General features: G+C 64.1%; 11 protein-coding genes. 4 read left to right on the top strand and 7 right to left on the bottom strand.

Going from position 1 to position 18,109, the window contains the following annotated elements; all coding sequences use genetic code 11:
* Window positions 1-2 precede the first annotated feature (2 nt).
* Window positions 3-485 (bottom strand): DNA starvation/stationary phase protection protein Dps, encoded by a 483-nt coding sequence (gene dps, locus LDN95_RS02075; protein WP_226015971.1) that lies wholly within the window; start codon window positions 483-485, stop codon window positions 3-5.
* An 8-nt stretch (window positions 486-493) separates the two neighbouring features.
* Window positions 494-1,324 (bottom strand): alpha/beta fold hydrolase, encoded by an 831-nt coding sequence (locus LDN95_RS02070; RefSeq protein WP_226016284.1) that lies wholly within the window; start codon window positions 1,322-1,324, stop codon window positions 494-496.
* A 329-nt stretch (window positions 1,325-1,653) separates the two neighbouring features.
* Between LDN95_RS02070 and LDN95_RS02065 the strand changes: the two genes are divergently transcribed.
* The gene (locus LDN95_RS02065; protein ID WP_226015970.1) at window positions 1,654-2,289 is read left to right on the top strand and encodes a response regulator transcription factor; all 636 of its coding nucleotides are present in this window, start codon (window positions 1,654-1,656) and stop codon (window positions 2,287-2,289) included.
* 76 nt (window positions 2,290-2,365) lie between these two features.
* On the opposite strand, the gene LDN95_RS02060 is transcribed toward LDN95_RS02065, so the two are convergent.
* Window positions 2,366-4,702, bottom strand: coding sequence for a TonB-dependent receptor (locus LDN95_RS02060; protein WP_226015969.1), 2,337 nt, complete (start codon window positions 4,700-4,702; stop codon window positions 2,366-2,368).
* A 323-nt stretch (window positions 4,703-5,025) separates the two neighbouring features.
* On the opposite strand from LDN95_RS02060, the gene LDN95_RS02055 reads away from it, so the two are divergent.
* Both LDN95_RS02055 and LDN95_RS02050 read left to right on the top strand, forming a co-directional pair.
* Window positions 5,026-8,250 carry a two-component regulator propeller domain-containing protein gene (locus LDN95_RS02055; RefSeq protein ID WP_226015968.1) on the top strand — a complete coding sequence of 1,075 codons (3,225 nt, stop codon included), beginning with the start codon at window positions 5,026-5,028 and terminating at the stop codon, window positions 8,248-8,250.
* Window positions 8,251-8,371: 121 nt separating this feature from the next.
* On the top strand, window positions 8,372-13,627 hold the full coding sequence (locus LDN95_RS02050) for an autotransporter outer membrane beta-barrel domain-containing protein (RefSeq protein ID WP_226015967.1): 5,256 nt from the start codon (window positions 8,372-8,374) through the stop codon (window positions 13,625-13,627).
* Between the two features lie 236 nt (window positions 13,628-13,863).
* On the opposite strand, the gene LDN95_RS02045 is transcribed toward LDN95_RS02050, so the two are convergent.
* From LDN95_RS02045 to LDN95_RS02030, 4 genes are all read right to left on the bottom strand, one after another.
* Window positions 13,864-14,574, bottom strand: a complete 711-nt coding sequence (locus tag LDN95_RS02045) for a carboxymuconolactone decarboxylase family protein (RefSeq protein WP_226015966.1) — start codon at window positions 14,572-14,574, stop codon at window positions 13,864-13,866.
* A 128-nt stretch (window positions 14,575-14,702) separates the two neighbouring features.
* Entirely contained in the window at window positions 14,703-15,260 is a 558-nt protein-coding gene (locus LDN95_RS02040; protein ID WP_226015965.1) for a flavodoxin family protein, read from the bottom strand.
* A 124-nt stretch (window positions 15,261-15,384) separates the two neighbouring features.
* Entirely contained in the window at window positions 15,385-16,293 is a 909-nt protein-coding gene (locus LDN95_RS02035) for a LysR family transcriptional regulator (RefSeq protein ID WP_226015964.1), read from the bottom strand.
* 7 nt (window positions 16,294-16,300) lie between these two features.
* The gene (locus tag LDN95_RS02030) at window positions 16,301-16,711 is read right to left on the bottom strand and encodes a cupin domain-containing protein (RefSeq protein ID WP_226015963.1); all 411 of its coding nucleotides are present in this window, start codon (window positions 16,709-16,711) and stop codon (window positions 16,301-16,303) included.
* 382 nt (window positions 16,712-17,093) lie between these two features.
* On the opposite strand from LDN95_RS02030, the gene LDN95_RS02025 reads away from it, so the two are divergent.
* Window positions 17,094-18,062, top strand: a complete 969-nt coding sequence (locus LDN95_RS02025) for an alpha/beta hydrolase (RefSeq protein ID WP_226015962.1) — start codon at window positions 17,094-17,096, stop codon at window positions 18,060-18,062.
* Window positions 18,063-18,109 lie beyond the last annotated feature (47 nt).

Raw genomic sequence — 18,109 nt, 5'->3', positions numbered from 1 at the left:
GGTCAGTGTGCTTGCAGGTGGGCTTCGACGAACCACAACTGCTTGTCGGTTTCGCGCGAAAGCTGCGTGAACAAGTCGGCGGTATCGGCATCGCCGATGGAGTCCGCCTGATCGATCGCCGCGCGCACAAGCTTGCCGAACGCGCCGAGGCTGGCGGCGAGCGCCTGACAATGCGCCGCGCCGCCTTGTGCTTCCAGCGGATAGCCATAGAGCGTGGTCGCGCTGGCGGTGGTCGTCACCCGGCCATCGGCAATATGGCCAAGCGCCGTGATACGCTCGGCCAGCAGGTCGACGAACTGCTCGATCTCGTCGTGAACGCGGTCGAACAGCTCGTGCAACTGCAGGAAGTGCGGCCCCTTGACGTTCCAGTGGGCCTGCTTGGCCTGCGCCTCAAGGTCTAGCGCATCGGACAGGCGCGCCTGCAGCAGGGCAGAGGCTTGCTTGCGGATGTGGTCGGACAGGTCGTTGCGGCTGGTGTAGGTCATCGTCGCCATCACGCCTTGATGAACGCGAGCAGGTCGCGGTTGATGATGTCCGGATGGGTCGAGGCCATGCCGTGGGGCAGGCCGGGGTAGGTCTTGAGCGTACCCTTCCTGACCAGCTTGATGGCCAGATGCGCGGAATCGGCGATCGGCACGATCTGGTCGTCCTCGCCGTGCATGATCAGCACCGGTACATCGATGGCCTTCAGGTCTTCGGTGAAGTCGGTTTCCGAAAAGGCCTTGATGCAGTCGTAGTGCGCCTTGGCGCCGCCCATCATGCCCTGGCGCCACCAGTTCTCGATCAGGCCTTGGCTGACTTTGGCGCCGGGCCGGTTGAAGCCGAAGAACGGGCCGCTCGGCACGTCGAGGAAGAACTGCGCGCGATTGGCGACGAGCGCCGTGCGAAAGCCGTCGAACACTTCGATCGGCAGGCCCCCCGGATTGGCCGCGGTCTTGAGCATGATCGGCGGCACGGCCCCGATCAGCACCGCCTTGGCGACGCGGCCTGGCCGGGCGCGGGCGGCATAGTGCGCCACTTCGCCGCCGCCGGTCGAATGGCCGACGTGGACCGCGCCCCGCAGGTCAAGGTGTTCGACCAGCGCCGCCACATCGGCGGCATACGTGTCCATCTCGTTGCCGGTGGCGGTCTGGGTCGAACGGCCATGCCCGCGCCGGTCATGCGCGACGACGCGAAAGCCCTGCAGCGCGAAGAACATCATCTGGTTGTCCCAGTCGTCCGCGCTCAGCGGCCAGCCGTGGTGGAACACGATCGGCTGGGCGTCCTTGGGCCCCCAGTCCTTATAGAAGATCTCGGTGCCGTCCTTGGTCGTGATCGTGCCCATCGTGCGGTCTCCTGAAGGTGATGTGGCGTGCGAAAGTGCTGCGCTCGGCAGGGCAGTGGCCATCGCTGCCAGCGTGCCTGCCGCCAGGAATTCCCGACGAACGATCGTGCCCGTCAGGCCTGGCGGTGGGTTGTCGGTCATGTCTCGGCCCCCTGAAAATGCCGGATGACAATGGTCCGGGGCGGCCTTGGGCGGAACACCCGGATGGGGGTATAATGGGGCCCGATTTCGAGTGGCTACCATTGGCATCGTGCGCGTGGTAACCTTGGTCATGGCGAGGGTATGGCGGGAAAGCCGCTGGTTTCGGTCTGCCAAGGGGCTGGTTTCGCATGTTCGCTGAAAGCGCAGGCCCGATCCGCATCCTGATCGCCGACGATCACCCGATCCTGCGCGAAGGCGTGGCGGCGGTGATCGGTGTGCAGGCAGACATGGTCGTCGTGGGCGAGGCTGCCACCGGCATCGACGCGGTAAGCCTGTTCGATACCTTGCGCCCCGACGTGGTGCTGATGGATCTGCGCATGCCCGAGATGAACGGGGTCGAGGCGGTCGAAGCGATCAGGGCGCGCCATCCAGAGGCGCGCATCATCATCCTGACGACGTATTCAGGGGATGCCAAGGCGCTGGCCGCGATGCGCGCCGGGGCAGTGGGTTTCCTGCTGAAGAGCAGCTTGCGGCGTGAATTGCTCAACGCCATCCGCGCGGTTCATCGCGGCCAACGGCACCTGCATCCCGAGGTGGCGCAGGAAATCGCACTCCATGCGATCGAAGACCCGCTTACCCCGCGCGAGATCGAGGTGTTGCGGATGATTGCGGGCGGCCATGCCAACAAGCAGGTGGCGTGGAAGCTCGGCGTCGCGGAAGAAACGGTCAAGTCGAACATCAAGAGCATCTTCGCCAAGCTCAACGTCAGCGACCGGACCCACGCGGTGACGACGGCGGCCAAACGCGGGATCATCGACCTTTAAGCGCTGGGCTGCGTGGACACCTTCCATGAGGCCACGCGGAATTTGTCCACGCCACCTAAGGGCGTCAAGTGCCGGTTCAGAAGCGCAAGGCGAACTCGGCCCTGACATAGCGGCTGCTGTCGCGGCCCGGCGTCCACTTCGTCGCATCGCTGAGCGGCCCTGCCGCAGCGCCGTAGGGGTTGATGTTCCAGTTCCCGTCGCGGCCCCGGTTCAGGGCGTAGCTTTGGTCAAGCAGGTTGGAGCAATAGATGCGCAGGCTCTTGCGCGCGCTGTGCAGGTCGATGCCGAGCCCGAGCAGGCCATAGGCGGGTTGGACCGAATTCGGATCCTGCAGCAGGCTTTCGACGATCGGTGATTGCCAAACCCAGTTCGCGATCAGGGTGAGGGCAAGATCGTCGGCGATGCGCTCGTCGTGCGTCGCGCTCAGGCTGAACTTCCATCGGGGCGCATTCGGCAGACGCTTGCCCGCCAGATCCTGCTGACCAGCAATGCAGCCGAGCGCGGCCGTCTGGTTGGAAAAGCACGGCGCATCGGGGAATATCCGGATGCGGGCATCGTTATAGGTGCCCCAAGCCTGCAAGGTGAAAGCGGGCGCCAGGTCGGCCGCGAATTCCATCTCGGCGCCCTTGGTCGTCACGCGGGCGATGCTGTTGAGGATGTTCTGCCGGGTTAGCTCGTCGCGGCTTTGCGCCTGAAAGTCGTGGAACGTCTCGGTGTACAGCGTCACGTTCCAGATCAGGCGGTCGAAGATCCTGCTTTTCCAGCCGAACTGGAGCGCATCGACGGTTTCGGGACGGACCGGTTGCCTTGCCGCGACGACGTCGGCGATCGGATAGCCCTTGTACGGGCCGGGCTGGGTGACCAACGTGCGCGTGGTGTAGGTGCTGGTGAGGTCGTATGCCGCGCCCTTGTAGCCGCGGTCATAGCCGGCGAAGATCATGACAGCGGGTGATGGTCGGTACTCGAGGGCCAAACGACCGGACAATGCATCGAACGTGTTGCAGGTCGATACCCTCAAGCCGCTCGGTGTGACGGTCGAACAGCCGGGAACGCCGTAGCTGACGCCGGCAAAGCGATCGGTCAGGCGGTAGCTGATGGTGTCACGGTTGAGCCGAAGCCCGGCAACGATGGCGTACCGTTTGGCAAGGTCGAACGTCGAATTTGCAAACAGGGCGTAATTGGTATCCAGCGCCTGCGCGACGTAGCTGGAATAGGCCGATGTGGTCGGCGGCACGCTCGTCAGCGATCCATATTGCCCCAGCGAATTGCTGCCCCGGACGAACGAGCGCTGCGCGCGGGTTTGGCCATGGAACAGGCCCGCGACGAAGCGCAAGCGTGCCGTGCCTAGTGAGGTGAGCCGCAGTTCCTGCGTTGTCGCGCGAACCTTGAACCAGCCGCCATTGGCCGATCCGCCAGCGATTGCACCGGCGACGTTGGCTCCGTCTGGTCCCCAGTCGAACGCGGTTCCATCGGTATCCTGAAGGTCATCGAGCCGATAGTCGGCCAAGCCGCTGATCGCGGTGAGCGTGTAGCCCGCGCGCGTCCATTCGGCCTTCAGGCTTGCACCGTTTTCCGTGGCATCGCCTTGCGGATCGATATCGGCCGAAATCCGGCGATTGTCGGCGCCCGGTGTGATGCCGTTCAGGATTGCGCTCTGGGGAACGCGCACCCCGCCGAAGGTGCCGAACCTGACCCCCGGCGACAGCGCCTGAAAGGCCGCGGTGCAGCAGCTCGAATGCGATCGGTCGTGATGCGCCGCAGCGGTGATGGTGAATGTGTCGGAGGCATTCCAGACGAGCTTGGCGCGTCCATCGACACCGGATTGACCGTTGACCCAGTGCCTTGTGTAGACGTTGTACAAGTTGCCCCGGTAGTCGTTGCCGCTGACCGATATGCGGAACAGCACATCGGGCGCGAGCGGTCCCGAGACGAAGGCGCTTGCCCGCCATTCCGCATCGGTCGTCAGGCCCAAGCGGCTGCCTGCGGACAGCGTCGTGGTCGGCGAGGCGGTCGTGATCGCGATGACACCGGCGGTCGCCGAAGTGCCGAACAAGGTGCTCTGCGGGCCTCGCAGCACTTCGATCGCGCTGACGTCAGCAAGTTCGCGGAAAGCTTGCGCCTGAAACGCCTGTGGCACGTCGTCGACAATCACCGAGACGCTGGAGCGGGTCGCGATCGAGAAAGCGTACGTCCCCACGCCCCTGATGTTGATGCTGTTGTTGCCCGGCTGGGTGGTCTTGGTGATTGTCAGCGACGGCTCTGCCCGCACAAGGTCGTCAAAGTCGCGCACTTGCGCGCGCTCAAGCTGCTGCGCCGACAGTGCCCACACCGACATGGGCACGTCCTGTTTGCGCTCGGGGCGCTTGTTCGCGGTGACCAGAATGTCGGCTGGGTCGGCCGCGGTTGCGGGCAACCGGTCCCCGCCACCGTCGTTGATGGCCTGCGCAGGTGTCGTGGCGAAGCACGTGGCCGGTTGAAACCAAACAGCGAGCCCAAGGGTGAGGGCTGCCCGGCGAAGGCCGAGGCTGCGCAAGGCGCGCGTGCGCAGGCTCAACGAAGGTCCACTCTTGCTTGCCACCCCAGACCCCGCACACCCCGATCTGCGCCGCCTTGCGGCTTGTAGTGGAATTTCCCCACGACGCCACGCCTGATCGCGATTAAGGCTCAACCACGGGTGTGGGGCCCGCATCCGCGCCGCCTGGTGTTTCCGGACGTTGGAAGGCATTCTTGCGACAGATGAAGCGTTCGCCGATCCGCCTGCCCGCTGACCTGAACAGCGTCGCGAGTCGGCGCGAACCCTCGCGCGTTCGGCGTGCGATGCTCGTTGTTGTCTGCCTTTTCGGCCTGCTACTTGCGCCGCCTGCGCTGTCGCTCGATCCGACCCGCAGCATCGCGCAGTTCCACCATACGTCATGGACCATCGCCGATGGCATGCCCGCCAATATCTGGGCGATCACGCAGACCCCCGATGGCTATCTGTGGCTGGGTTCGGTCAACGGCCTCTATCGCTTCGACGGGGTGCGTGTCGAACGGATCGCCGCCGAAAAGCTGCCCAGTCCCAGTATCCATGCGCTAGCCGCCACGGCATCGGGGGGGCTGTGGATCGGTTATGAGCGTCCTGTCGGGGTAATTTCCTATCTGCACGACGGGGAAGTGACGAACTATCGGATCAATTCACGCAATTCGACCAGCGTCCACGCTTTCGCGGTCGGTCCGGACAAGACGGTCTGGGCATCGACGCCTGACAACATCCTGCGATTTGACGGCAAGCAGTGGGTCATCGTTCAGGGCAGCTTCGGCTTTTCGTTCAGCGAAGGCAGCGGGGGTGTCTGGTCGTTCGGGGTGGCGCGGGACGGTGTCGTCTGGTCCAAGAACCTTGGTGGCATGTTCTACCTCAAGCCCGGCCAGCAGCGGTTCGAACGTGCAGCGGGCTACGTGGGTGGGCCCGAGGGCTTCACCACCACGCCCGATGGTCGATTGTGGACGACGGACACGCGCGCGGCCCACCTTTACCCGATGCCCGACCTTGCGCGGGTTCGGACGACCGGTCCGCCCTCCGCCAATCCCGGTCTGGTGCTGCCAAAGGCGATCGAGGGGCCGATCCTGCTCGATCGGGATGGCACATTGTGGTGCAGCAGTGTCGGCGGGGGAGGCCTCAGGCGGGTGCGCACCGTCCTTGGTGCGACCATGCTGGATCAGGGCGCCGACAGCCATGGCCCCTCGGTCGCCACCAACGGCTTGTCCTCCGACCTCGTCCATACGCTGTTCGAAGATCGGGAAGGAAACATCTGGATAGGCACCAGCCTTGGGCTGGATCGCTTCCGCCCGGCCAATATCGTGACCGAAACGCTTGTCCCGGCGGGCTTTCGCGCCCGTTTCGTCGGCGCTGCCGGGAAGCAGATATTCGCCTATACCGGCTGGTCCGGCACGGCCAGTCGCGCGGTCGATGGCACGCAAGCGCTGTACCGGATCAGGCCCGGACAAGACCCCGAGCGCTATGTGGCAAACGTCGGGCGCTTGCGCGGCATGTTCACCGGCAACCGCGACGGCTCGGTCTGGCTGATCACGCAGGACGGCATCCAGCAACTGCTCGGCCGCAAACTGGCCGCGCCAGTGGCCCTGCCCGATGAAGTCGAGGGAAAAGCCGTCTATTCGGCCGCCTACGATGCCAGGGGCACGCTGTGGATCTCCACGTTCGTGCATGGCGTTTTCAGCCGGTCGCAGAACGCATGGCGGCGGTTCCCGCTTGAATCCAAGGTCGGGGCAACCGGCGTGCTGATCCCCGACCCGGACGGCAGCATGTGGATCCGCTATTCCGGCGGCGGCCTTTTTCGGGTGAAAGACGGCAAGACCGACGACTTCTCGCACAACGGCTTGAACATCGGCGACGTGACCTTCATCCAGCCGCAGGGAAGCGGCGTGGTGATCGGGGGCGAGAACGGCGTCGGCAGCTTCAAGGGCGGCGCATTTCACGCACTGCGTGCGGCCAACGTTCCGGCCCTGTCTGGCGTGACGGGTATCGCCAATACCGCCGATGGCAGCACGTGGATCTTCACGCAGGCAGGCATCTTGCGGGCGCGCACCAGCTCGTTCGAAAACGCGCTTGCGCATTCCGACCCGAAACGTCTGCAATTCGAACTGATGGATTCGCGCGACGGCTTGCCGGGGGCCCCATACGGTGCGGTCTATGGCAGCAGCGTGGCAGCCGATGCGACCGGCCGGGTCTGGTTCACCACGGGCAACGGGCTGGTCTGGATCGATCCCAACAACCTGTTCCACAATCCCTTGGCGCCCAATGTGGTCATCGATTCACTCACCGCCGACGAGCGCAGGTATCCGGCGCGGCCCGATCTGAGGCTGGCTGCTGGTACGTCGAACATCGAGATCGAGTTCACCGCGCTCAGCCTGTCGATCCCGGAACGGGTCCGTTTCCGTTACAAGCTGGAAGGCATCGATCCCGACTGGGTCGATGCCGGCAACCGCAGGCAGGCATTCTACACCCGGCTTGGTCCGGGAACTTACAGTTTCCACGTGATCGCGGCCAACAGCGACGGCGTCTGGAACACCAGAGGTGCAACCTTCACCTTCGTGATCGCACCGACATTCGTTCAATCGCGTTTGTTCATGGCCCTGTGTGCGCTGGCAGTGGGGCTCTTGCTGTGGCTGGCCTATTCGTTGCGGCTGGCCCAGCTATCGGCGCGCCTGCGTACGCAGCACGAAGCGCGGCTGTCCGAGCGCGAACGGATCGCGCGCGAATTGCACGACACGTTGCTTCAGGGATTCCAGGGCCTGATGCTGCTGTTCCAGTCGGTTGCCGACACGATACCGGACGATCAGCCCGCGCGTGAAAAGCTGGAAAGCGCGATGAAACGCGGTGACGATGCGCTGATCGAGGGCCGCAACCGTGTGCAGGATCTGCGATCGATCGAACTCGGCGAAGACCTCGTCAAGATGCTTCACGCGATTGCCCTCCACATTGCCCAAAGCGACGGCTTCAGCGTTCGTATCCTGACGCGGGGGGAGGCCCGTGCGGTCAATCCCGAGATCGCCGAAGAACTGGCGAAAATCGGCGCGGAAGCCATCCGCAACGCGGTGAGGCATGCGCAAGGCACGCTTATCGATGTGACCGTGGTCTATGCTGCGACCCACCTGCACCTGCTGATCGAGGACGATGGCGTCGGCATTGCTGAGCACGTCCTTGCAATGGGAAGGCGCGATGGGCACTTCGGGCTGGTCGGCATGCGCGAGCGGTCCTCGACCATCGGCGCGCGGTTCACGCTGGGGCGGCGGACGCCGTCAGGCACGATCGTCGAAATCGTCGTGCCGGGTGCGATTGCCTATCCCGACGCTGCAATACCGCGATGGTATTGCCGTATCTGGCAGCGTCTCTGCTTCGACAGGCTGCGGATCGGCAAGCCATTCGGTCAAGACAAACGGCGCGCACGCAATCCGCCGTACTGACCTTTGTCATGCCGCTAGCCGCGCGCCTTAAAAATCTGATCCAAAATGACTTTCACTCCGGCCCCGCTATAGACAATCGGCAAGCCCCGTTGTTGAAGGAGTGCGATATACAGGGGGCCTTGTGATAGTTGCGAACAATCTGGGTGCGGTCCGGTTCAAGACCGGCACCGCGATGCGCGTTTGTATGGCGGCAATCGCTTTTGGTCTGGCGCCGCACGCTTATGCCGACTGCGTAACGGACGTGTCCGGCGCGGCACCGGCCACGACCTGCACCGACGCGACTACCGGCCAGCAATCGCTTCTGGACAATGGCGCAACCCTGTCGGTGGTGGGCGACGCGACCCTGTCGAGCAGCGCTGCGCCAAGCGTGATTGTGTCGATCCCGGTGCCGCAAGGCATTTATGGGCGCACGGCCACGCTGACGGTCGATGGCGCGATCCTGGCCGACACCACTGCCGCAATTGCGGTATCGGCTGGCTCGTTGGGGCCATATTACTACGATTTCAGCGGGACGACGGCGGATATCAAGGTAAGTGCAACCGGCCGCATTGCTGGTGCGCAAGCGATCAGCCTGAGCCAGACGTCCGGCAACTATTACGGTCCGGCCATCGCCCGCATCGACAATGCCGGGTCCATCAGCGGCACCACGGGACCAGCCCTGATCGCCGACAGCAAGTCCTATTTCTCGCAGATCACCAACCGGGCCACTGGCACGATCGGGGCGATTCAGGGCAGGATCGACGGCCTGACCAACGAGGGGATCATCGACGGCGGCACGCTCGGCGCGATCGTGGCTTCGACCGACAGCTTCAATGGCGTCACCATCGACAACGGCGGAACGATCACCTCGGCCTCGGCGGATGGCACCATCCGCACGGGCAACTTAAACCTGTCCATGACCAACCGAGGCACGATCTCCAACAGCGGCGGGGGCGTGGCAATCTCTGGATCGTATTTCGGTATCACCAACGAAGCAGGCGGCACGATTGCCGGTACTGGTGCAATCAACGCGAACACGGCGCTGTACCTCACCAACAAGGGCACCATCACCGGCGATATCGTCATCGGAGGTAGCGCCTACAACGAAGCAAGTTCGATCGATTCGACGCAGGGCACTATCAACGGCAATGTCAGTTTCGGGAGCAGCAATGACCTCCTTTTTGCCAACTATGTCGATGGCGCCATCGTCACCGGGATCAACGGCTCGATCAACGGCGGCGGCGGCACCAATACGCTGCAACTGAACACTCCGGTCGACGTAACACTTGACCGCCCGTTGGCTCTGCCCACCAATTTCCAGACTTTGTACCTGAAAGGTGACGGAAAGGTCACGCTGGGGGCCGGATTCGGCGGCGTTGCGACCATCACCAGCAGTGGCACCCTGATCAACAAGACGACGCTTGATGGCGTGAAGCTGGTCTTGGGCGGCTATTCCCAATTCACAAACGACGGCACGATCCGCACCGGCAGCGATAGCGTGGTCTCGTCCGCCGGTTTTGGCTTCATCAACAACGGCACGATCGAGGCGAGCGGCACTGGCACGGCCGTATCGGTTTTCCTGGGCAATTCCGGGTTCACCAACAGCGGTACGATCCGTTCGGCCGATGGCACCGCGCTCAATCTCGGCATTTCGTGCTCCTGCTTTTCGAGCAGCAACAGCGGCACGATCGAGGGTGGTACCATCGGAGCGGTCGTTGGCGGTTTGCTTGAGAATACCGGCACGATCACGGGCGGCGTATCCGGAGTGGAACTCCACGGCACGCTCGACAATCGCGCAGGCGGCATCGTTTCGGGCGGTATCAATGCCATCACGACCAATTCCGGATTCGGCGCTGGGACGGTGAAGAATGCCGGAACGATCAATGGCGATGTGAACATTGCCACCACCTCTTACTACTACGGCGGTGGTTCAACCTTTATTGCCGAGGATGGCGGCACGCTCAACGGCAACCTGACACTTGGCGCGGGCGACCGGTTGATCACCAAACTGGGTTCTGGCACCGGCTTTGCCGGCATAAACGGCTCCGTGTTCGCCAACAATTCCGCGCTGATCTACAGTGTTGCGGGCAACGCCAGCACCACCACCATTGCGCCAAGCGGCTTTTCCGCGCTCGGTTTCGAACTGCAGGATGGTGCCAGCCTTGCCCTGTCGGGTAGCGGCCACATCGGGTCCACCGTGACTTTGGCCGGCAGCGGCGCGATCACGATCAGCGGCACCATCGACACGACCGACGATGCCCCATTAAGCGTTCGGGGGCTGGTCAGCGTTGGAGGTTACAGTTCGGCAGTTGGAACCCTTGCGATCGTTAACAACGGCACCCTCAGCGCTGCTCGATCGGATGGCGGTGAGGCCTATTTCAACGGGCTGTCGCTGGGTGAGAATGACACGCTGACCAACAACGGCACGATCAGCCTTGATTTCGGCAGCAATTACTACTCGCCATCGACGGTCGTCAGCGGCGGTGCTTCGATCACCAATACCGGCCAGATTGTCGGCAAGGGCGCCTATGGCATTGTCGCAGGATCGTTCCTCATACGCCAGACGGTGACCAACTCGGGCTCGATCAACAGCGATATCGCGGCGATTGCGTTGCTGGGCAACGCAAGCGTGGTGAACAGCGGCACTTTGTCAGGCTCCAATGGACCGGCGATCACATCAACGCTTTATGGTTATGGTACCCCGACCGTCAGCAATCTGGCGTCGGGCGTGATCAGCGGCGTTGGCACGGCGATCAGCTTGCAGGGCGGTACGCTCAACAATGCCGGGACGATCAACGGCTCCGTCGATCTGGGCTATTCCCCGTATGGGCGCAGCTATGGCGCAGCCATTTACGTGGCCGATGGCGGGACGATCAACGGCGACCTGTTGTTCGGCAAGGGCTACAATTGGCTCGTCGAAACCGGCAAGCCGCTTGGCGTGACCGGGCAGATCATTGCCGACGGCATTGTCAATCAGGTCGTCCACCGCCGCAGCAGCACGGCCACGGTCGAGCTTGGTGAAAGCTTGCCGACCGGCTTCACGTCCGAGGCGACCGAGGCGCTGGGCGCCGACACGGTGGTGACCTTGCAGGCGGCCAAGACCCTCTCGAGCGATATTTATGTCCTCGGCGGCGGCGCGATCGTGAACAAGGTGAACACGACAGGTGGGGTGAATTCGTCGTACAGTTTCAACAACTACGCCTCGCAACCGCAATTGGCGTCGTTCACCAACGCAGGCCTGATCGGTTGGCTCGGTTTGAATGCGGCGTCTCTGGCCAATACGGGCACCATCGGCAGCAAGACGCTCCAAGGGGCCGCGTTGACCACATTCGGATCGGGGCCGCAAAGCCTGAGCAACATCGGCACGATCGCCAACGATGGGACCGAGCCCGCGGTCCGGATCAACAGCTACGCGCCAACCACGATCAGCTTCAGCAACTCCGGCAGCATCGCGGGCGGCGTGCAGGCTTGGTTGACGCCGTCTTGGGGGTCAGGTCCGATCGCTCAAACAACCGCGCAGTTCGCCAACAGCGGCACGATCACGGGGTACGCCGATGGCATGGCGCTTGAGGTCTATGCCTCTGGCGACAGCACCGTTTCGTTCAACAATACCGGCGCGATCACCGGCGATGTCTTCCTTGGGGGCAAGAATGTCTCGCTGGCCAGCAGTGGCCACATGACCGGTTCGATCGGCATTTCCGCGCAGACCAGCACTATCACCCTGGCCGGCGCATTTGCGGGCGATATCAGGGTATATGACGGAGCCAGCACGCTGCACGTGACCGGTGGCACCGCTGCGGCGCCGGTTGCGCTGGGCACCGTGCGCGGTATCGGCCAGTACGACCAGACAAGCGGGCTGGCGACGCTGGCCGGGACCAGTACCTTCGACACGATGACACTTGGCGGTGGCCGCCTGATCGGCCTTGCCGGATCGACCATAACCTCGGGCACGATCAGCGTCGGTGCGGGTGCCACCTTCGGTTCGGCAGGGGTCGTCAACGGCGCATTGACCGTCAAGGGGACGCTGAGCCCCGGCGCATCGCCCGGTACAATGACAGTGTACGGCGACGTCACCCTCGCCAGCGGTTCGACCAGCCTGTTCGAACTGGCGCCCACCGTTTCGGACAGCTTGGTGGTCAACGGCAAGCTGGCGATCCAGCCCGGCAGCACGCTGGCGATCGCCGCCAGCCGCCCGCTGATCCCCGGCACCAAGCTGTCGCTGATATCGGCCAGCGGGGGTGTGACCGGCGGCTTCGACCAGGTCATCGGATTGACCGGGGTTGCCAAGACGCGCGGCAGCGGGGTCGATCTGCTGGTGCAGTTTGCGCCTGTTGCCGGTGCATCGCCGTCGATGGCGGGGATCGTGGGTTATCTCAACACGGCAATCGCCAAGGAAACCGCTTCGCCAGCACTGCTGGCGGCCATGCCGCTGCTGGTCGATGGACAAGGCGCCTCGTCGGCTGGCGCATTGCGGCGGATCAGCCCTGAACCTTATGCCAGCGCGTTGCAGATTGGCGTGGAAAACGGCTTGATGTTGTCAGACGCCTTGCGCGCACAAGGCAGCGCCGAACTGACCCCCGGCCACGGCTTTGCCTTTGGCCAAGGACTGGCCAACTGGCGCAGGCTTGACGGCAGTGTCATGCGCGGCGTGGGCGCGACCCAGATCAACGGCGCCGGTCTTCTTGGCGGGCTCGGCTATGCCTGGCACGGCGTTTCGATCGCCGGGTTTGTCGGCTATTTGAACCAGCAGCAGCGCATTTCGTCGCTGGATGCGACCAACCGGGCCGACGGAATGTTCGGTGGCGTCAACCTCGGGCTTGTCGCAGGCCGGTCGCGACTTGCAGTCACGGTGTTCCATGACCACAGCGATGCCACCACCAACCGTTCGCTGCCCGGCGCGGTGCAGAGCACGGGCCGGTACGGACTGCACAGTTGGGGCATCGACCTGCAACTTCAGACGACACGCGCATTGGGTAGGGGCTGGCAGCTCACGCCCCATGCCGGCACGATGTGGGTGCGGACGCACCGTGACGCCGTCCAAGAACTTGCCGACAGCGTGTTCGCGCTTGATGTGCGGGCGGGACACCGCACCGCCGGCTTCATCGATGGCGGTCTGCGCTTTGAAGGGCCGGACGTGTCTCGCTGGTCGCGATCGCTTGATTTGAGCGTGCGCTATCAGGTGCATGGTCGCAGTGCGCTGGCCCGCGCCGAATTCGCCGATCTTGGTGATGCTCTGGTGACGCGCGGTGCCCGGCGCGAGCGTGTCGCCGGCATCGCCAAGATCGGCATCGGCTATCGGTTGCGGCCGGGCATGAGCCTGTTTGCGCAGGGGCTGGGCGAAGCGAGCGACGGCGCAACGCGCATCAGCGCATCGGGCGGCCTGCGCGCTGTGTTCTGAGCGCGCGCTCGCACCGCCGCGCGGATTGGTCCCGGCATGCCTTTGCCGGGGCCAAGCGCCCAACCCGCACCGGACGAAACCGGCACCCGATTTAGCGCGCTATCCGGCCAATCGGGATCGCGGTGTGTGCCGAACCGATCGTTTTGCGGCTCGCTCAAGGCGGCCTGCCAGACCGCTCCGGCGGGTGTCATCCTGGCCGCATGACGGCATCTGCTGCGACAAGCCAAGCTCTGGCTTCAGCTTAATCCTTCGTAGAATGCCTTTGCCGCGCTTGCGGCCGCAATGGCGTTGCCCCACCCGGCATAAAACGCGACGTGGGCGAGCGCCTCGCCGAATTCTTGCCTGGTCACGCCCTGCAGAACGGCCCGATTGAGGTAGAACGGCAGAAAGCCGGCCTGGCCTTGAGCGGCCAGCGCCACCACCGTGGCGAGGCAACGGTCACGCTGCGCCAGATCCGGCCGCCGCCACACCTCATGGTAGAGCAAGTCGTCGGTAAAGTGCTGAAGCGAGGGCGACACCGGCGCCACGGCGTCGGCGATAAAGACCTGTCGCGCGTCCTCATCGGGCAGGGCGGCATCCATCGCCAGCAGATCCGGGTTGATCGCGGGCAGTTGATCCGCACCGATCCCGCGTTCGGCATAGATGCCCGCCAGCACACCCACGGCGCCAAAAACAAAGGGCCAACCTGCATAAAAGGCCAGATGGGTGATGAGTTCGGACAGCTCGGCAGGCGTCAGTCCGCTGTCGAGCGCCTTGTTCAGATAATGGGGATAGGCCACCGTAGCGTTGCGGCTGACCAGCGCGCTGACAGTGACGATCGCCCGATCACGCGGGGCAAGGCCGGGGCGGTGCCACAGCTCATCGATGATGCGATCTTGGGTATAGGGCACCAGCACGGGCGCCACTTTGTCGATCACGGCGAACAGGGGGGCGGTGTCATCAGCCATGGCTCAGGTCTCCTCTTGGCGCAGCGAAGCCAAGTCGCCCCGGCTTCGTTGATCTGCTGGATGGGGCAATGCGATGCAGGGCATGGCGCCGTTGTCGGCATGACCGATACCTGCCAGCGCAAGCTCGGTTACTGTTGTCCGCGCAGGAATTGCGCCGTGATCTGCGCTACCCGCGTGCCGAGATAGGCAGCGGTGTCGAGATCGCTCTGGATCGGGGTGATATCGGCGGGCGCATCGTCGGATTGCGCCATCGCGCCCAGCCAGCCGCCGATGCGGTTGAGTTCTTCGTCGGTCTTGCCCGGAAACACGTCGAGCCCGACCCAGATCATCCCCTGCTGCGCTGCGAACAGGGCCATCGTGGTCAGCGAGTTGAGCTTGTCGCCATGCATCGCGCCCGAATTGGTAAAGCCTGCGGCGATCTTGTTGACCCACCGCTTCGGGATCCAGGCGTTGCGCGTGCTCTCTTCCATCATCGCCTTAAAACGGGCGGAAATGGAGCCGTTATAGGTGGGCGAGCCAAAAATGATGGCGTCGGCTGCGGCCAGCGCATCCCAGTCCAGCGCCTCGTCACCCAGCGCGAAGAGTTCGGCCTTGGCGCCATCGACGGCTTCTGCGCCTTGCGCGACAAACTGCGCCAGCTTGGCGGTATGGCCATAGCCGCTGTGATACAGAACTGCGATTTTCATGGCGTTTTCACCAATGGTGCCCGTCGGTCGGCGCGCAAGGCAGGCCATACGCCGACAGGCGCCCTTGGCGTGAGACGGCGCGTGCTCCATGGGGCGTTGAAGAAAATTCATCGTGGGCCGGGGATCAGAACCCCAGCGGTTGCATCTCGCGGATCAGATCGACGAGCAGGCGCAGCCCCACCGGCAGGTTGCGCCGTCCGGGGTAGTATATGTGCAGCGCAGGCCCCGGCGATACCCAGTCCTCCAGCACGCGCTGCAATGTGCCGCTGCCCAGTTCAGCGCCAAGGCTGGCCAGCGGGGCATAGACCAGACCCACCCCCTGCAGTGCCAGCCGACGCGCCAGTGTGGCCGAGTTGTGCGTGATCGCCCCCGGCACCGCCAGCGCCAGATGCTCATCGCCCCGGTCGAATTCCCAGCGGTAGATGCGGTCATCCCCCAGCCGGATTTGCAGGCAACGGTGCGCCGCCAGATCGGCGGGGTGCATGGGCACACCGGCCTGCGCCAGATAGGCGGGCGATGCCGCCACCGCCCACGGAATTTCGGCCGACAGCCGCTGCGCGATCATGTCATCGGGCACGGTGCCGCCAAAACGGATGCCTGCATCGTACCCGCCATCGAACACGTCGAGCAGCCGGTCCTCGACGCAGATGTCCAGCGCGATCTCGGGCCAACGCTGAATGAACGCGGGCAATACCGGCGCCAGCAGCATGTCTGCGGCAACTTCGGGCACATTTAACCGGATGCGCCCACGCGGCTGAACGCGATGATGGTTGAGCACGCTTTCTGCCGCCAGCAGATCGGCAAAGGGCTGGCTGATCTGACCGAACAGATCCTCACCCGCCGCCGTCAGCGTGACCGAACGGTTGGTGCGGTTGAGCAGCTTGACGCCAAGCCGCTCCTCCAACCCTTTGAGCGCATGGCTGAGCGCCGAGGCACTGACCCCAAGCTCCACCCCTGCCTGCCGAAAGTTGCGGTGGCGGGCGATGGTAAGGAACACGCCAAGGTCGGCCAGATCGGTGCGCGCAAAAGCCATATGTGGCCTATACTGCGTCCAAGCCCTCGAGGTAATCCTCTTCGCTCACCTGTTCCAGCCAATGCACCGGGGTGCCATCCAGCGCCTCCTGCACGGCGATATGGGTCATGCCCGTGGTGCTGGTGGCGCCATGCCAGTGCTTGTGGCCGGGCGGGCACCAGATCACGTCGCCTGCGCGGATGATGTGCACCCGTTCCCCCTCACACTGCGTCCAGCCGCAACCCGCCGTCACGATCAGCGTCTGGCCCAGCGGGTGGGTATGCCACGCGGTGCGCGCGCCCGGTTCGAACGTGACCGCCGCGCAGGAATGGCGCGCCGGTTCGGGCGCGGCGTTGAGCATGTCGATCCGCACCGCACCGGTGAACCATTCGGCCGGGCCAATCTGCGAGGGGGTCGATCCGGCGTGCTTGAGGATCAAGGGCGTTCTCCTGACTCGAGGCAATGCGAGTCCTGCCACGTGATAGGCCCGCTCGCCCTACCGCCGCGATGATTTTCATTCATCGCCTCGTGCGACAAACTTCATGACCGGCGGCATTGCCCCATGCGCTAAGGCGAAGGCCTGCATCGGCCATCGGCCATCGGCCATCGGCCCGCGCCTGCCGCGCGAAAGCTGCCGCCGTCCGCCCCACAACCCGCTCAACAATCCGAAGGCGCCCCCCATGCCTGAAAAATATCCGCATCCGCCGCAAACCGATACCCGAGGTTGGGATCGTCGCGCGCTCTTCAGGCTGGCGGGGGCAGGCGCGGTCGGTCTTGCAGCAAGCGCCTCCATCCTCCCTCTTTCCGCAAAGGCGATCGACATGTCGAGCACACCGGACTCGAGCACTTGGGACAAGGTTTTCCCGCAAAGCAGCAAAGTGGCGCACCAGAAGGTCACCTTCCAGAACCGCTATGGCATCACGCTGACCGGCGACTTGTATAGCCCGAAGGACCATGGCGGCCAGCGTCTCGCCGCGCTGGCCGTCGGCGGGCCCTTTGGCGCGGTGAAGGAGCAGTCCTCCGGACTTTACGCCCAGACCATGGCCGAGCGCGCCTTTGTCGCGCTGGCGTTTGACCCATCGTTCACCGGGGAAAGCGGCGGGCATCCGCGCAATCTCGCCTCACCCGACATCAACACCGAGGATTTCAGCGCGGCGGTCGATTTTCTGGGCCTTCACCATCTGGTCGATCGCGAACGGATCGGCGTGATCGGCATCTGTGGCTGGGGCGGCTTGGCGCTCAATGCCGTGGCGGTGGACAAGCGGGTGAAGGCCGTGGTCGCCAGCACGATGTATGACATGACCCGCCTGATGGCGAAGGGCTACTTCGACAGCGTGACACCCGAACAGCGCAGCCAGACGCTGGAGCAACTCAGCCGCCAGCGCTGGGACGACGCCGCCCGGGGCGCCCCGGCCTATGGGCCGAAGTACAACCAGCTGAAGGGTGGGGAACCGCAGTTCGCGCTCGACTATCATGCTTATTACATGACGCCGCGCGGCTACCACCCGCGCGCCGTGAACTCCGGCAACGCCTGGGCGCTGACCACGCCGCTCTCGTTCATGAACATGCCGATCCTGACCTACATCAAGGAGATCGCCCCGCGCCCGGTGCTGTTCGTCCATGGCGAAAAGGCGCACTCACGCTACTTCAGTGAAACCGCCTTTGCCGCGGCAGCAGAGCCCAAGGAGCTGATGATCATTCCCGGCGCCAGCCACGTCGATCTTTACGACAACGTGCAAGCCATCCCCTTCGACAAGCTGGAGAGCTTCTTCCGCGCGCATCTCGTGTGATCGTCTCGGGCGGCGAAAAGCGCGCAGCCGCGGTCCTGTTGTCCCCT

It is taken from the genome of Novosphingobium sp. FKTRR1, from assembly GCF_020404405.1.
Classification (GTDB): domain Bacteria; phylum Pseudomonadota; class Alphaproteobacteria; order Sphingomonadales; family Sphingomonadaceae; genus Novosphingobium.
The sequence above is the reverse complement of the archived record's forward strand: the minus strand, read 5'-3'. Positions and strand labels throughout refer to the sequence as shown.

Excerpts from the sequence above, each read along its gene's own strand:
- dps (WP_226015971.1), bottom strand. The coding sequence starts at position 485 with ATGACCTACACCAGCCGCAACGACCTGTCCGACCACATCCGCAAGCAA.
- LDN95_RS02070 (WP_226016284.1), bottom strand. The coding sequence starts at position 1,324 with ATGGGCACGATCACGACCAAGGACGGCACCGAGATCTTCTATAAGGAC.
- LDN95_RS02065 (WP_226015970.1), top strand. The coding sequence starts at position 1,654 with ATGTTCGCTGAAAGCGCAGGCCCGATCCGCATCCTGATCGCCGACGAT.
- LDN95_RS02055 (WP_226015968.1), top strand. The coding sequence starts at position 5,026 with ATGAAGCGTTCGCCGATCCGCCTGCCCGCTGACCTGAACAGCGTCGCG.
- LDN95_RS02045 (WP_226015966.1), bottom strand. The coding sequence starts at position 14,574 with ATGGCTGATGACACCGCCCCCCTGTTCGCCGTGATCGACAAAGTGGCG.
- LDN95_RS02040 (WP_226015965.1), bottom strand. The coding sequence starts at position 15,260 with ATGAAAATCGCAGTTCTGTATCACAGCGGCTATGGCCATACCGCCAAG.
- LDN95_RS02035 (WP_226015964.1), bottom strand. The coding sequence starts at position 16,293 with ATGGCTTTTGCGCGCACCGATCTGGCCGACCTTGGCGTGTTCCTTACC.
- LDN95_RS02025 (WP_226015962.1), top strand. The coding sequence starts at position 17,094 with ATGTCGAGCACACCGGACTCGAGCACTTGGGACAAGGTTTTCCCGCAA.